This is a genomic window from Bradyrhizobium sp. JYMT SZCCT0180 (assembly GCF_018130165.1).
In the GTDB taxonomy this organism is placed as follows: Bacteria; Pseudomonadota; Alphaproteobacteria; order Rhizobiales; family Xanthobacteraceae; genus Bradyrhizobium.
Genome location: NZ_JAFCLZ010000015.1, coordinates 84,528 through 100,771, shown reverse-complemented (window position 1 = coordinate 100,771; position 16,244 = coordinate 84,528). Strand labels below are relative to the sequence as shown.

Annotated in this window: 9 protein-coding genes; 1 reads left to right on the top strand and 8 read right to left on the bottom strand. The window is 61.9% G+C overall.

What is annotated here, in order from left to right:
• Window positions 1-71: 71 nt before the first annotated feature.
• From tuf to rpsL, 4 genes are read right to left on the bottom strand one after another with little or no spacing between them, the layout of a single operon-like run.
• Window positions 72-1,262: an elongation factor Tu gene (tuf, locus tag JQ641_RS22350; protein WP_192733869.1), complete on the bottom strand. Its 1,191-nt coding sequence runs from the start codon at window positions 1,260-1,262 to the stop codon at window positions 72-74.
• 39 nt (window positions 1,263-1,301) lie between these two features.
• On the bottom strand, window positions 1,302-3,374 hold the full coding sequence (gene fusA, locus JQ641_RS22345) for an elongation factor G (protein ID WP_211998085.1): 2,073 nt from the start codon (window positions 3,372-3,374) through the stop codon (window positions 1,302-1,304).
• Window positions 3,375-3,404: 30 nt separating this feature from the next.
• On the bottom strand, window positions 3,405-3,875 hold the full coding sequence (gene rpsG / locus JQ641_RS22340) for a 30S ribosomal protein S7 (protein WP_192733871.1): 471 nt from the start codon (window positions 3,873-3,875) through the stop codon (window positions 3,405-3,407).
• A 15-nt stretch (window positions 3,876-3,890) separates the two neighbouring features.
• On the bottom strand, window positions 3,891-4,262 hold the full coding sequence (rpsL, locus tag JQ641_RS22335) for a 30S ribosomal protein S12 (protein ID WP_057849132.1): 372 nt from the start codon (window positions 4,260-4,262) through the stop codon (window positions 3,891-3,893).
• Window positions 4,263-4,963: 701 nt separating this feature from the next.
• Here rpsL and JQ641_RS22330 point away from each other — a divergent pair.
• A complete protein-coding gene (locus JQ641_RS22330; protein WP_211998084.1) occupies window positions 4,964-6,193 on the top strand; it encodes an FAD-dependent oxidoreductase in 1,230 nt (409 codons plus the stop codon).
• Here the strand turns inward: JQ641_RS22330 and JQ641_RS22325 are convergent.
• From JQ641_RS22325 to rpoC, 4 genes are all read right to left on the bottom strand, one after another.
• Entirely contained in the window at window positions 6,130-8,178 is a 2,049-nt protein-coding gene (locus JQ641_RS22325) for an ABC transporter ATP-binding protein (protein ID WP_211998083.1), read from the bottom strand. The two genes, JQ641_RS22330 and JQ641_RS22325, sit on opposite strands and share 64 nt — an antisense overlap.
• 139 nt (window positions 8,179-8,317) lie before the next feature.
• Window positions 8,318-10,372, bottom strand: coding sequence for an FAD-dependent oxidoreductase (locus JQ641_RS22320; RefSeq protein ID WP_211998082.1), 2,055 nt, complete (start codon window positions 10,370-10,372; stop codon window positions 8,318-8,320).
• Between the two features lie 303 nt (window positions 10,373-10,675).
• Window positions 10,676-11,770 carry a helix-turn-helix transcriptional regulator gene (locus JQ641_RS22315; protein ID WP_211998081.1) on the bottom strand — a complete coding sequence of 365 codons (1,095 nt, stop codon included), beginning with the start codon at window positions 11,768-11,770 and terminating at the stop codon, window positions 10,676-10,678.
• A gap of 226 nt (window positions 11,771-11,996) precedes the next feature.
• On the bottom strand, window positions 11,997-16,196 hold the full coding sequence (gene rpoC, locus JQ641_RS22310) for a DNA-directed RNA polymerase subunit beta' (RefSeq protein ID WP_211998080.1): 4,200 nt from the start codon (window positions 16,194-16,196) through the stop codon (window positions 11,997-11,999).
• Between the last annotated feature and the right edge of the window lie 48 nt (window positions 16,197-16,244).

Here is a 16,244-nt window from a genome sequence, read left to right as displayed (position 1 = left end):
TCGTCGTATTTGCGAATGGTGGCTAGCGAGTAGCGGATGATTTCATCCGCCACTCGCCAATTCCTGTTCGCTTACTCAATGATGGCGGAGACGACACCCGAGCCGACAGTGCGGCCACCTTCGCGGATCGCGAAGCGGAGCTTCTCTTCCATCGCGATCGGCACGATCAGGTGCACTTCCATCGCGATGTTGTCGCCCGGCATCACCATTTCGGTGCCTTCGGGCAGATGCACGACGCCGGTCACGTCGGTCGTGCGGAAGTAGAACTGCGGCCGGTAGTTGGTGAAGAACGGGGTGTGACGACCGCCCTCCTCCTTGGTCAGGATGTAAGCCTCAGCCTTGAACTTGGTGTGCGGCTTGACCGAACCCGGCTTGCACAGCACCTGGCCACGCTCGACTTCCTCGCGCTTGGTACCGCGCAGCAGCGCACCGATGTTGTCGCCGGCCTGGCCCTGATCGAGCAGCTTGCGGAACATTTCGACGCCGGTGACGATGGTCTTCTGAGTATCGCGCAGACCGACGATTTCGATTTCCTCGCCAACCTTGACGATGCCACGTTCGACACGGCCGGTCACCACGGTGCCGCGGCCCGAGATCGAGAACACGTCTTCGACCGGCATCAGGAACGGCTGGTCGATCGGACGCGCCGGCTGCGGGATGCTTTCGTCGACAGCCTTCATCAGCTCGAGAACCGCATCGTGGCCGAGCTTCTTGTCCTTGTCTTCGAGGGCGGCGAGAGCCGAACCCTTGATGATCGGGATGGTGTCGCCCGGGAACTCGTACTTCGAGAGCAGTTCGCGAACTTCCATCTCGACCAGTTCGAGCAGTTCCGGATCGTCGACCATGTCGCACTTGTTCAGGAACACGACGAGCGCGGGAACGCCGACCTGACGGGCAAGCAGAATGTGCTCGCGGGTCTGCGGCATCGGGCCGTCTGCGGCCGACACCACCAGGATCGCGCCGTCCATCTGCGCCGCACCGGTGATCATGTTCTTGACGTAGTCGGCGTGGCCCGGGCAGTCGACGTGGGCGTAGTGCCGGTTGGCGGTCTCGTATTCGACGTGAGCGGTCGAGATCGTGATGCCGCGCGCCTTTTCTTCGGGCGCCTTGTCGATCTGGTCGTACGCCGTGAACGTCGCACCGCCGGTTTCAGCCAGCACCTTGGTGATCGCTGCGGTCAGCGAAGTCTTGCCATGGTCGACGTGACCGATGGTTCCGATATTGCAGTGCGGTTTGTTACGTTCAAATTTTGCTTTGGCCATTTGACTCTCCGTTTAATCGTTGACTGCCGCCAACGACAATCAGGCAAACTTCTTCTGGACTTCTGCGGACACGTTCGCGGGGGCTTCCGCGTAGTGATCGAATTGCATCGTAAAGGTCGCGCGTCCCTGGCTCATCGAGCGCAGGTTATTCACGTACCCGAACATGTTCATGAGCGGCACCATCGCGTTGATGACGTTGGCGTTGCCGCGCATGTCTTGACCCTGGATCTGGCCGCGCCGCGAATTCAGGTCGCCGATGACCGAACCGGTGTAGTCTTCCGGGGTCACCACTTCGACCTTCATGATCGGCTCGAGCAGGACGGACTTGCCCTTCTGCAGCGCTTCGCGGAATGCCGCGCGCGATGCGATTTCGAAGGCCAGCGCCGACGAGTCGACGTCGTGATACTTGCCGTCGACCAGCGTCACCTTGACGTCGACCACCGGGAAGCCGGCGACGACACCCGAGCCCATCACGCTGTTGAGGCCCTTTTCGACGCCGGGGATGTATTCCTTCGGCACCGAACCGCCAACAACCTTGGACTCGAACTCGTAGCCCTTGCCGGGCTCGTTCGGCTCGACCACGATCGACACTTCGGCGAACTGACCGGTACCGCCGGTCTGCTTCTTGTGCGTGTACTTGACCTCGGCCTTTTTGGTGACGCGCTCACGGAACGCCACCTGCGGCGCGCCAATGTTCGCATCGACCTTGTAGGTACGGCGCAGGATGTCGACCTTGATGTCGAGATGGAGTTCGCCCATGCCCTTGAGGATGGTCTGGCCGGACTCCTGGTCGGTCGACACGCGGAACGACGGATCTTCCGCAGCGAGCTTCGCAAGCGCGACGCCGAGCTTTTCCTGGTCGGCCTTCGACTTCGGCTCGATCGCGATTTCGATCACCGGCTCCGGGAATTCCATCTTTTCCAGGATCACCTGCTTGTCGGGATCGCACAGCGTGTCACCGGTGCGCGCTTCCTTCAGGCCCGCCAAAGCAACGATGTCGCCGGCATAAGCTTCCTTGATGTCTTCGCGGTTGTTCGCATGCATCAAAAGCATGCGGCCGATACGTTCTTTCTTCTCGCGGGTCGAGTTGACCACGCCGGTACCGCTCATCAGCACACCCGAATAGATGCGGCAGAAGGTGATAGTGCCGACGAACGGGTCGTCCATGATCTTGAACGCGAGCAGAGCCAGCGGCTCCTTGTCGTCGGCCTTGCGGGTGACTTCGTTGCCGTCGTCATCGATGCCCTTGATGGCGGGCACGTCGACCGGCGACGGCAGATAGTCCACGACCGCGTCGAGCAGCGGCTGCACGCCCTTGTTCTTGAACGCCGAACCGCAGAGCACCGGGAAGAACGCGCCGGTCAGCACGGCCTTGCGGATCATGCGCTTCAAGGTTGCGACATCGGGCTCCTTGCCATCAAGATAAGCAGCAAGAACGTCGTCGTCGAGTTCGACGGCGGCTTCCAGCAGCTTCTCGCGATATTCATTGGCCTTCTCGACCATGTCTTCGGGAATATCGATGTCGACGAATTTGGCGTCGAGCTTCTCTTCTTCCCAGACCACGCCCTTCATGCGGACGAGATCGATCAGGCCCTTGAAGTTGTTTTCGGAGCCGATCGGAAGCTGGATCGCAATCGGCTTGGCGCCGAGGCGATCGACAATATCCTGCATGCATTTGTAGAAGTCGGCGCCGGTCTTATCCATCTTGTTGGCGAAGACGATACGCGGAACGCGGTACTTGTCGCCCTGACGCCAGACGGTTTCGGTCTGGGGTTCAACGCCCTGGTTCGAGTCGAGCACGCATACCGCGCCGTCGAGCACGCGCAGCGAGCGCTCGACTTCAATGGTGAAGTCGACGTGGCCGGGAGTGTCGATGATGTTGAGGCGCTTGCCTTCCCAGAACGCGGTGGTCGCAGCCGACGTAATCGTAATGCCGCGCTCCTGCTCCTGCTCCATCCAGTCCATCGTCGCGGCACCTTCGTGCACTTCGCCGATCTTGTGGCTCTTGCCGGTGTAATAAAGGATGCGCTCGGTGGTCGTGGTCTTGCCGGCATCGATATGCGCCATGATACCGAAGTTGCGGTAGTTCTCTATGGCATGAACGCGGGGCATGGGTTGTTCCTTAAAATCCGTGTTTCGCCGTTACCAGCGATAGTGCGAGAAGGCGCGGTTGGCTTCAGCCATCCGGTGCACGTCTTCACGCTTCTTGACGGCGTTCCCCCGGTTGTTCGACGCGTCGAGCAACTCGGCCGAGAGCCGCTCCGTCATGGTCTTCTCGTTGCGATCGCGCGCCGCGGTGATGATCCAGCGAATGCCGAGCGCCTGACGGCGGACGGAACGCACTTCAACCGGCACCTGGTAGGTAGCGCCGCCGACGCGGCGCGAACGCACTTCGATGGTCGGCATGACGTTTTCCAACGCCTGCTCGAACACCGGCAGCGGACCCTGCTTGGTCTTGGCCTCGATCATGGCGAGCGCGCCGTAGACGATGCTCTCGGCGGCAGACTTCTTGCCGTCGTACATGATCGAATTCATGAACTTCGTAATGATGATGTTCCCGAACTTCGGATCCGGGTTCACTTCACGCTTTTCAGCTGAATGGCGACGAGACATCTTGGCTGTTCCCGCTTACTTCGGACGCTTCGCGCCGTACTTCGAACGACGCTGCTTACGGTTCTTGACGCCCTGGGTATCGAGGACGCCGCGGAGAATGTGGTAGCGCACGCCGGGCAAATCCTTGACGCGGCCGCCGCGGATCATGACCACCGAATGCTCCTGAAGGTTATGGCCTTCACCGGGGATGTAGCCGATCACTTCGAAGCCGTTGGTCAGGCGCACCTTGGCAACCTTACGAAGCGCCGAGTTCGGCTTCTTCGGGGTCGTGGTATAGACGCGCGTGCAAACGCCGCGCTTCTGCGGGGACTGCTGCAGCGCCGGCACCTTCTTGCGCGACTTCTGCACGGTACGCGGTTTTGCGATCAGCTGGTTGATCGTCGGCATGTCAGCCTTCACCCTTTAGTTCGCGCGAAACCGGAGATGGCTTCGCAAATTCTTCTCGGGACTAGCCGCCCCGTTCGGCCGCCTTGCACGGAAAAACACCCACGCAAAACGAAATCGCGCCAACCACTCATTGCTGAGCGGAAAGCGCTTCGACGCCACAGAGGACCGCGACTGAAGACCGATCAGCGTTCGCTGTTCGGCCTGCTACCGAGGTCATGCATCCGAGTTCACTCTCAAGAGAACGTGCTCAAGAGAACTAAAATCGCACTGGCATTGCCTAGCTATATGATCGACAGCGTTTGAGCGGCATTCGTCGAGGTTGGTGCCCGTCTCAGTCCAGAAGGATTTGGGTCCATAAGGATTTGAAGGGTGTTCCGTTCCGACGCTGGCGACGCTCACCGCCTGTCGTGAAGTGGGGGTCTTCTATAAGCCGTGGGTAGCTAAGTCAAGCGAAACGACAACGCAGGAAACGCCTATGGCACCTGCAGATTCAGAGCTTCGCGTGAATCGGTGCGCACCGAAAATTGGCGGCACTCCCCGCTTCTTCGAATCGGACGGCACCAGCGATTCTCGCCTATTTTACCCGGGTAAATATATCCAGAAACATAATTGCCCGGGTTTCCGTCCAAAGCGGATTGCCAAGCTAAGCCTTTATTTGCCTTTCCCGGCGCAAAACTAGCCCTTCAAGGCCGGAATTTCCTATGCAGTACACCGACATTGCAATTATCGGGGGCGGCCTCGCCGGCTCGACCGCGGCCGCGATGCTCGGACGCGCCGGGATTCCGACGCTCCTGATCGACCCGCATGAAAATTATCCGTTCGATTTTCGCGTCGAAAAGCTGAGCGGAGGCACCCAGGTCGACCTTTTGCAGAAGACGGGATTCGCCGATTCGCTGCTGCGTGCGACCACCCATGACGGCGAAAACTGGATCGCGCGGGCCGGATATCTGCTCGACAAGCGGCCCAGCCAGCAGTTCGGCATCATGTATGACGCGCTGATCATGGCGATTCGGGCCGAAATCCCCAAACCTGCCGAACTGGTCTACGCCAAGGTCACGGATGTCTCGACCAGCGACGATCGCCAGAAGCTCACACTCTCGAACGGCGAATCGATCTCGGCGCGGCTGGTGGTGCTGGCCAATGGGTTGAACATCGGGCTCCGCCGCAATCTCGGCATCGAACGCCAGATCATCAGCGCGTGTCACTCGATCTCGATCGGATTCGACCTTGCGCCCGCCGGTCGCGCCGCTTTCGAATTTCCCGCGCTGACGTATTTCTCGGAACGGCCGAGCGGCCGTATCCCCTATCTGACGCTGTTTCCGGTCGGCACCAAAATGCGGGCCAATCTGTTCGCCTATCGCGAGGCCGACGATCCCTGGCTGCGCGAGATGCGGCAAAGGCCGGTCGAGACCTTGAATGCCGCGCTGCCGCGGCTGCGCCGCATCACCGGCGAGTATACCGTGTCAGGCGACGTCAAGATCAGGCCGGCGGATCTCCACGTCAGCACAGGCTATCGGCAGCCCGGCATCGTCCTGGTCGGCGACGCCTTCGCGACCACCTGCCCCGTCACGGGCACCGGCACCGACAAGGTACTCACTGACGTCACCCAGCTCTGCAACGTCCATATTCCCGCCTGGCTGGCGACCGAGGGCATGAACGAGGCCAAGATCGCGTCGTATTACGAAGATCCGGTCAAGCAGGCCTGCGACGCCTGGTCGATGGCGAAGGCCTTCAGCTTCCGCAAGGTCACGCTGGACCGCGGCATCTACTGGCGCGCACAACGCCTGGCGCGGTTCCTGGCGTGGTTTGGCGAAGGCAATTTGCGACGGCTACGCAAGGCAATCAGCGCGGAAGCAAAAACCCACGCTCACTCCTCCTCGTCGTCCTCGTCCTCATCATCATCGTCGTCTTCATTGTCGTCGTCGGCCTGACCGGCCGCATTGTGCGGCCTGTGGCCCTGGTCGTCCCAGAGCTTGCGGTAGGCGCCATTGCGGGCAAGCAGCTCCGCGTGCGAGCCGCGCTCGATCGCCTTGCCGTTTGAAATCACGATGATCTCGTCCATCTCGACCACCGACGTCAGGCGGTGCGTCGACCAGATCATGGTGCGTCCCTCCGCGACCTTCAGCAGCGTGCGATTGATCGCAGCTTCCGTGGTCTGGTCGAGCGCGGACGTTGCTTCGTCCAGCAGCAGGACGGACGGGTTGCGGATGACGGCGCGCGCGATCGCGATGCGCTGACGCTGGCCGCCCGACAACGTGTCGCCGCGTTCGCCGACCGGCGTGTCGTACTTCTGCGGCAGGCTCATGATGTACTGGTGGATCTCGGCCTTCTTGGCGGCCTCCTCGACCTCTTCGTCGCTCGCGCCTTCCTTGCCGAGCCGGATGTTTTCGCGGATCGACATGTTGAACAGCATGTTCTCCTGGAACACGACCGCCATGCTCCCGCGCAGCGATTCCAGGGTGACGCGGCGGACGTCGACGCCGTCGATGGTCAGGCGCCCCTCGTCGGGCTGGTAGAGCCGCAGGACCAGGTTGAGCAGCGTGCTCTTGCCGGAGCCGCTGGGTCCGACAATGGCAATGCGCTTGCCGGCATTGAGCTTGAGGCTGAGATTGTCGAGCACCGGGGTCTCGCTGCCCTCGTATTGGAAGGTCACGCGATCGAAGGTGATGTCGTTGGTGATGCGCGGCAGATCGGGCGCGCCGGGGCGGTCGGCGCCGCGGGTCGGCTCGTCCAGCAGTTCCTGCATATGCCGCACCGATGCGGCCGCCTGGATCGACACCGGAATGAAATGCATCAGATGGGCGATGTTGTAGGACACCTCCCAGAACGCGCTCTCGAAGGTCACGAAGGTGCCGATGGTGATCTGGCCCGTGGTGGCGAGATAGGCGCCGATCGCGAGCACCACGAGATGCAGCAACAGCACCGAGATGGTGACGGTGCGTTCCACCATGGTCGACAGGAACACCGCGGACGCGGTCTTGATGCGCACATCCTGGTTGCGCAGGGAGAACCAGCCGAACGCGCGGCGCTGCAGGCTGAACGCTTTCACCACCGCCTGGGCCGCGACGTTTTCCTGCACCGTGCCGAGCAGCGCCGATTCGTTCAGCTTCTGCTCGTAATTGGCCTGCACCGCCTTTGGCGTCAGAATCCGCGGGCCGATCAGTGTGATCGGAAACACCAGAAGCGCGACGGCCGCGAGCTGCCAGTTCAGGAACAGCATCAGGATGATGCCGGCGATCAGCTCCAGGAAGGGCAGCGCCGCGCTGTTGGCAAAGGTCTTGACAGCCCCCTCGAACGCCGAGAGATCGATCGAGAAGCGCGAGAGAATTTCGCCACGCTTGGTGCGGGCGAAATAGCCCGCCGGCAAGCTCTGGACATGCTCGAACAACCGCGTCCGGACATCGGATATGATGCCGGCTGCCAGCCGCGCATCCCAGCGCTCATACCAGATCGCGACGATCGAGGTGATGATGCCGGCGACCGCGAGCACGCCGAGGATCTTGTACAGCGCCTGGAAATCCTCTTCGCCGAGCGCGTCGTCGATCAGGAACTTCAGGCTGAGCGGCATGATGACGTTGAACAGCGTCTCGACCAGCACGCCGAAGGTGACGATCGCCAATGGCTTCCTGTAATTGCCAAGATACGGCTTGACGAAACCGTAGACCGTCGCCATCGCGCCGGCGGCTTCCTTCGCGGTGAAGACGACGAGGTCCTCGTCATCATCGTCGTCAAGCTCCACCTCGTCGTCGTCCTCGTCCTCGTCCTTCTTGGCCTTTTTGTCTTTGCCGTCATCGGCGGCGGGCACGCCGGCCGGCTTGCCAGTGGCGACAGCCTCGAGCGCGAGCCTCTTCGCAAGCTCAGGATCGTCCGCTGGCGCGGGATTCTGATCATCCGGAGAAGGAGGCTTTGGCGCCATAAAACCAACCGATGCTGCACGGCCGGCATGACCGCAAATCGAAACGCGATAGCGGTGGACGCTACCGCGCCGATCCTATGCGATCAGGATGAATTCGGCAAAACAATTGCCAAACAATCCGAGTACCGGCGGCCGCCGATCAGTCGTCGGACTCCACCTTGTCGAAGAACGAATAGCGCAGGCTGTCGGAGTCGGCGTACCACTGCCCCGGCCCCTTGTTGACGGCAAGCGTCGCCGCCCACAATGCATCGGTGACGTCACGGCGATGCATCGAGAGGTCGAATCCGTTGCCGAAGAACAACTCCGACCATTCCCACCAGGTGCCGAGCTTCTTCACCCCGCGCAGCAGATCGTAGCGGTCGATCAGCGCCGGCGGCGTGTCCGACGTGACGGAGCCGAACAGCAGTCCGGTCTTGATCACCCGGTTCAGTTCGCGCACCGCGCGCGGCACCTGCTTCTCCGCGACGTGACACAGGCTGGTCTCGAACACGAAATCGAATTCGCCGTCCTTGAACGGCATATCGACGATCGAGCCGAGCTTGTTGAATTTCTTCAGCGCCTTTGGCGTCCGGGCATGGATGGCCCGGTTGTTTTCGATGCCCCAGGCGTCGATGCCGCGCTCGCGCAGCGCGCCGACCAGTTCGCCGCTGGCGGAGCCCGCGATCAGGAGCTTGTAGCCCCTCGCCCGGTTCCAGACGATCTTGATCAGGTCGGTCAGATAGGCCGGGTCGGTAAACTGGCTCCAGACCTCGTTGTACGGGCCAAGCCCGCGATAATTCTGGAAATAATCGCGGTCGATCTTGTCGGAGAGCTGTCCGCCCGCCTGCGCGCGTGCGCGGCGCAGCCGCATCATCTCGGAGACGATGATGTCGGTGGCGGCGTCGGAGGAGTCGAGCAGTCCGTTGAGCGTGGAGTCGAACAGATAGTCGCCGACCACGACGATCCCCGGATGTTCCTTCGGCTCGGGCCGGTGGTTGGTCATGACGTCGCGCACCGGCAAGCCGCCCGGCAGCGCGTTCACCGACGACAGCCAGCGATGGATCTTGCCTTCCTTGAAATAGTCGCGGGCGTTGCCGAGCGACGCCGGCAGCGACTTCAGCGCGGCGTCGATCAGTTCCTGATCGCTGAGATTGGCAAACGCCAGCGCATCGGAACCCGCAATCAGCCAGTTCAGGACGCCGTGCTTGCCGACGTCATGGCGCGCGCCCTCGTTGTAGACGCAGCAGCCACCGAATGCCTCCGACATGAACCAGGCGCCGGGGATCTTCTCGCCCCAGAACGGTTCGTCGAACAGGATCGAGACCCGCAGATAATGCGCGGGCCGGTCGAAATAGGCGACGTGCTTGACCATCGACTTGCGCAGCTCTTCGCCGTTCCAGCGCATCGTGCCGAGCCAGGAATGCGGCAGGCACATCACCACGAGATCGAAGTCCCGCGTCTCCGGTCCCTTGCCGTTCATCATGTTGAGCTGATAGCGGCCGGAAGACGTCTTGCCGACCTGGAGCACCCGGTGATTGAGCTGGATATCGGCCGTGACTTCGCTGCGCAGGCAATCGACCAGTTGTTCGTTGCCGTTCTGGATCGAATACAGCCCGATATAGCCGTCGACATCCATCACGAAGTTCTTCAGCGCGTTGAGCCCGTTGGTGTTGTGCGGCTCGGTCGCGATGTCGGAGCGGGCCATCACCTTGAAGAAGCGCTTGGCGGTATCGTCGTCGACGAACTTTTCGAGCAGTTCCTCGGCCGTCATGTAGGCCCACGGATGCTCGTTGTCGTGGGCGCCGACGCCTTCGTAATATTCGATCGGCGACACCATATCGCTGCAGCGCTTGCGAAAGCCCTCGATCGCGGCCGCGGTCTTTGCACCATATTTGCGGCGCATGCCCGGCACGTCGTTGAGGAGTTCGCCGTCGAACTGCACCTGCTCGGCGTCCATCGGAATCGTCTGCAGGCCGAAATGCTGGATCAGCTCGCGCAGCGGATCGGGTCCGGTCATCGAGTAATCATAGATCTCGGCAACGCCGGCCTCGTACATCGCCGGCGCCGAATCGAATTTGCGCGTGACGATCTTGCCGCCGACCCGGTCGGATGCCTCGTAGATCGTGATGCGGCAGAGGTCGCCGAGCTTCTTTTTCAGATACCAGGCGCTCATCAGCCCCCCGGGGCCGCCGCCTACGATTGCAAGATCGAGCATGTGTTTTCCGCAAGTTCCCGCCTGCCCCCAAAGTGCAGCCGGTTTAAGTCTCCTTAGCAAAAGCGCTTTTCACCCTGAAGGGAAGATGAACAAAGCAGGTCCGCGCATCGCGGCAATGCGGGAAAGCGCCATGGAGCCCGTCATAACCGCGCTTTTTCATCCGAATCCGTACTCTTACGGGGGTTTCGGCGCCGGCGGTTGATCGGGAGTCGCCGTGTGTGAAAGCCACGGTAGCGGCAAGCGGAACGCCGACCTCATTCCCGCAGACGTGGAGTACGCCATCGGATTCCCGCAGACGTTTCGTTATTTCGGGAACGCCTTGCCAGCGAGCAGACTGATCAGTTCCTGCTGCCGCGAAAGGCCGGTTTTCGCGAGCACCGACTTGAGCTGAGTGCGCACCGTTTCGCGGCTGACACCAAGCGTCCCTGCGAGTACCTCGATCGTGCGGGCCTCGCTGATGCCGCGCGCCACACGCGCTTCCGCCGGCGTCAGGTCGAACAGGCCTTGCAGGACCTCGGCGGACGGCACCGCGGCGCGATCGACCGGCGTCACCACAAGCAGCACGCTCGCTTGTGTGAAGATGTCGCGCGCGGCCCCGCGGACGGGAATGACGTGCAGTACCATCGGCAGATAATTGGCCGTCGCCGCAACCGGTATCGACTTGATGATCCGGCCATCCCCAGGAGGCCGCGCGGCGAGCGCTTCGGCCAGCAGCGCATCCGCCGTCACATCCGTCATTGTCACGCGCTCGGCGCGGTCTTCAAACAGCGAAGGCATCAAGGCTTCGAACAGGCCGTTGGCCGCAAACACCTGGCCGCGCGCACGCAGCACCGCGCCGGGCAGGCCCAGCGACTGCAACGCGTCCGCCTGGGCGCGTGCGCGCTCGAAGCCAAGGCGGTTTGCCGCAAGCGATGCCCGCGCCAGATGCGGCCGCAGTCCATCCAGGAAGGTGACGATCTCGCGCGGCACCGGACCAAGATCCTGGTGCCGCGGCACGACGATTGCGATCGAGTCGCCGCTCGGTATCGGGATGATCGTGCCGGCCCGGTAGCCGAGGCCGTATTTGCGATAAAAATTGCAATAGACGTCGTTGGTTGCAATCTCCTCTTCCGAGAGAAGATCGCCGTCCGTGAGGAAGCCCGCGTGATTCAGCGCGATGGCGCGCGGCAGATTCGGATCGCGTTCACTCCATCCGTCTCTCAGAAAGAGCGGCATGGTCTCGTCATATTCGACTGAGTTGACCGCGCTGACGTATCCGTCCCGCACGGCGAACATAAACCCACCGCTACCGCTGGTCGCCGCACCGAGCTCGCCAAGCACAGCCGGCCAAAGCGATGGAATGAGCCCCGCCTCGTAAATGCGGTCGATCAAACGTTCTGAATGATCCATTTCGCTCATGGAAACCCGTGAAAATGGTTGCCCGGATACGATTCACCTCTTGATAGCACGCCTCCGCTTTGTGGGTGAAGCACCAGGACACGCCCGTCGACAAAAGGACAGCCAGCTTCCCCTCTCCCGTTTGAAGGAACCGGGCGGTGTCACAGCGACACGTGAACGCCAATGCCGCAGCAAAAAGGCCGGCTTGCGCCGGCCTTTTCTCTTACAGCGTATTCGTGCGGAAGCCCTATTCCGCGGGCGGCAGCGCCAGCGGTTCCGCTTCCGGAGCGGTCGGCACGATCGCGGCCTGCTTCTCGCGCTCGTCGAGAATCAGCTTGTCGCGCTTGACCGCGACTTCGCGGATCTTGGCCATCGAGGCGCCGGTGCCCGCCGGGATCAGCCGGCCGACAATGACGTTCTCCTTGAGGCCTTCCAGCGGGTCCACCTTGCCGTTGACGGCGGCTTCGGTGAGCACGCGGGTGGTCTCCTGGAACGAGGCCGCCGAGAAGAACGAGCGGGTCTGCAGGCTCGCCTTGGTGATGCCGAGCAGAACCGGCGTTCCCGTGGCGATCTTCTTGCCCTCTTCCTTGGCCTTGGCGTTGATCACGTCGAACTCGATCTTGTCGACCTGCTCGCCCGAGATCATGTCGGTGTCGCCCTGGTCGGTGATCTCGACCTTCTGCAGCATCTGACGGACAATCACCTCGATGTGCTTGTCGTTGATGAGCACGCCCTGCAGCCGGTAGACCTCCTGGATTTCGTTGACCAGATAGGCGGCGAGTTCCTCGATGCCCTTGATCGCCAGGATGTCGTGCGGTGCCGGATTGCCTTCGACGATGAAATCGCCCTTTTCGACGATATCGCCATCCTGCAGATGGATGTGCTTGCCCTTCGGGATCAGGTACTCCCTGGTCTCCTCGGTCTTGTCCATCGGCTCGATCGAGATGCGGCGCTTGTTCTTGTAGTCGCGGCCGAAGCGGATCGTGCCCGCGATTTCCGCGATGATCGCCGCATCCTTTGGCTTGCGAGCCTCGAACAGTTCGGCCACGCGCGGCAAACCGCCCGTGATGTCGCGGGTCTTGGCGCTCTCGGTCGAGACGCGCGCCAGGATGTCGCCGGCCTTCACCTTTGCGCCGGTGTCGACCGACAGAATGGCGTCGACCGACAGCATGTAGCGGGCATCGCCGCCACGTGCGAGCTTCAGCACCTTGCCGTCCTTGCCCTTGACCACGATGGCCGGACGCAGATCGCCGCCGCCCCGCGAGGCGCGCCAGTCGATGACGACGCGCTTGGCGATACCGGTGGACTCGTCGAGCGTTTCCGAGATCGACTGGCCTTCGACCAGATCCTCGAACCCGATGGTGCCCTCGACTTCGGTCAGAACCGGACGGCTGTACGGATCCCATTCGGCGATGCGCTGGCCGCGCTTGACCATGTCGCCTTCATCGACGTGCACGCGCGCACCGTACTGAATGCGGTGGGTCGCCCGCTCGGTGCCGTCGGCATCGGTGATGGCAAACACCATGTTACGGACCATCGCGACCAGATGGCCTTCGCTGTTTCTGGCGATGGCCTTGTTCTTGATGATCACCTTGCCGTCGAAGTTCGACTCGATGAACGACTGCTCGTTGATCTGCGCCGCGCCGCCGATGTGGAACGTACGCATCGTCAGCTGGGTGCCGGGTTCACCGATCGACTGCGCCGCGATGACGCCGACCGCTTCACCGTGGTTGACCGGCGTGCCGCGGGCCAGATCGCGGCCGTAGCACTTGCCGCAGATGCCGTTGACCAGTTCGCAGGTCAGGGCCGAGCGGATCTTCACTTCCTGGATGCCGGCCTGCTGGATGGCGTCGACATGCATTTCTTCCATCAGCGTGCCGCGCTTGACCACGACCTTGTTGGTCGCAGCATCGCGCAGATCCTCGCCCGCGGTGCGGCCGAGAATGCGGGACGCCAGCGAGGCAACGACCGTACCGGCATCGACGATGGCGCGCATCTTGATGCCGAGCTTGGTGCCGCAATCGTCCTGCGTGATGATGCAGTCCTGAGCCACGTCGACCAGACGGCGCGTCAGGTAGCCCGAGTTCGCGGTCTTCAACGCGGTGTCCGCGAGACCCTTGCGGGCGCCGTGGGTCGAGTTGAAGTATTCGAGCACCGACAGACCTTCCTTGAAGTTGGAAATGATCGGCGTTTCGATGATCTCACCCGACGGCTTGGCCATCAGGCCGCGCATACCGGCGAGCTGACGCATCTGGGCCGGCGAACCGCGCGCGCCCGAATGCGCCATCATGTAGATCGAGTTGATGTCGGCGTCGGCGCCCTTGGCGTTCTTCTTGGTCGAGGAGATTTCCTTCATCATCTCCTTGGCGATTTCTTCGGTCGCCTTCGACCATGCGTCGACCACCTTGTTGTACTTCTCGCCATGGGTGATCAGGCCGTCATTGTACTGCTGCTCGAAATCCTTCGCCAGCGTACGGGTGGTGTCGACGATCTTCCACTTGGAGTGCGGGACAACCATGTCGTCCTTGCCGAACGAAATGCCGGCCTTGAACGCGTTGTAGAAGCCGAGCGCCATGATGCGGTCGCAGAAGATCACCGTCTCCTTCTGACCGCAGTGGCGGTAGACCTGGTCGATGACGCCGGAGATTTCGCGCTTGGTCATCAGCTTGTTGATGATGTCGTACGAAATCTTCGCCGAGCTCGGCAGCAAATTGCCGAGCATGACGCGGCCCGCGGTGGTTTCGATCCAGCGCTTGGACACCTTGCCGGTCTCGTCGATGCCTTCCCACCGGTACTTGATCTTGGTGTGGAGGTGGATGACCTTCGAATGCAGGGCGTGCTCGAGTTCGGCCATCTCGCCGAAGATCTTGCCCTCGCCGGGCAGGCCTTCGCGCATGATCGACACGTAATAGAGGCCGAGCACGATGTCCTGCGACGGCACGATGATCGGCTGGCCGTTCGCCGGATGCAGGATGTTGTTGGTCGACATCATCAGGACGCGCGCTTCCAGCTGCGCTTCAAGCGACAGCGGAACGTGCACGGCCATCTGGTCGCCGTCGAAGTCGGCGTTGAACGCGGCGCAGACCAGGGGATGCAGCTGGATCGCCTTGCCCTCGATCAGGACGGGTTCGAACGCCTGAATGCCGAGGCGATGCAGCGTCGGCGCGCGGTTCAGCAGCACCGGATGCTCGCGGATGACCTCGTCGAGAATGTCCCAGACCTCGGGACGCTCTTTTTCGACGAGCTTCTTCGCCTGCTTCACCGTGGTGGACAGACCCTTGGCGTCGAGCCGCGAGTAGATGAACGGCTTGAACAGTTCGAGCGCCATCTTCTTCGGCAGGCCGCACTGATGCAGCCGCAGTTCGGGACCGACCACGATCACCGAACGGCCGGAATAGTCGACGCGCTTGCCGAGCAGGTTCTGCCGGAAGCGGCCCTGCTTGCCCTTGAGCATGTCGGCCAGCGACTTCAAAGGCCTCTTGTTGGCGCCGGTGATGACGCGGCCGCGGCGGCCGTTGTCGAACAGAGCGTCGACGGCCTCCTGCAGCATGCGCTTTTCGTTGCGGATGATGATGTCGGGCGCGCGCAGCTCCATCAGCCGCTTCAGGCGGTTGTTGCGGTTGATGACGCGGCGATAGAGGTCGTTGAGATCCGAGGTCGCAAAGCGGCCGCCGTCGAGCGGCACCAGCGGACGCAGGTCCGGCGGAATCACCGGCACCACGGTCAGGATCATCCACTCCGGCTTGTTGCCGGAATAGCGGAACGCTTCGACGATCTTGAGGCGCTTGGCGAGCTTCTTGTGCTTGATGTCGGATTCAGTTTCCTGCATCTCGGCGCGCAGGGACTGCTCGAGCTTTTCGAGCTCGAGACCCTTGAGCAGCTCGCGGATCGCTTCGGCGCCGATCATGGCGGTGAAGCTGTCCTGGCCGTATTCGTCCTGCGCCTTCAGATACTCGTCTTCCGACAAGAGCTGACGGTCCTTGAGCGCGGTCAGGCCCGGCTCCAGCACGACGTAATATTCGAAGTACAGAATCCGCTCGAGATCCTTCAGTGTCATGTCGAGCAGAAGGCCGATACGGGACGGCAGCGACTTCAGGAACCAGATGTGCGCAACCGGCGCTGCCAGTTCGATATGGCCCATGCGCTCGCGACGGACGCGGGAGAGCGTCACTTCGACCGAGCACTTTTCGCAGATGATGCCCTTGTACTTCATCCGCTTGTACTTGCCGCACAAGCACTCGTAGTCCTTGATCGGCCCGAAGATGCGGGCGCAGAACAGGCCGTCGCGCTCGGGCTTGAAGGTACGGTAGTTGATGGTCTCCGGCTTCTTGATTTCGCCATACGACCACGACAGAATCTTCTCCGGAGACGCAATCGAAATCCGGATCTGGTCGAAGACCTGAGCCGGCGTCGTCGGATTGAAGAGATTCATAATTTCTTGGTTCATCGTCTTCTCCTCGCGTGCCGATCGTCACCGGCAGCAAATTCGAAACTC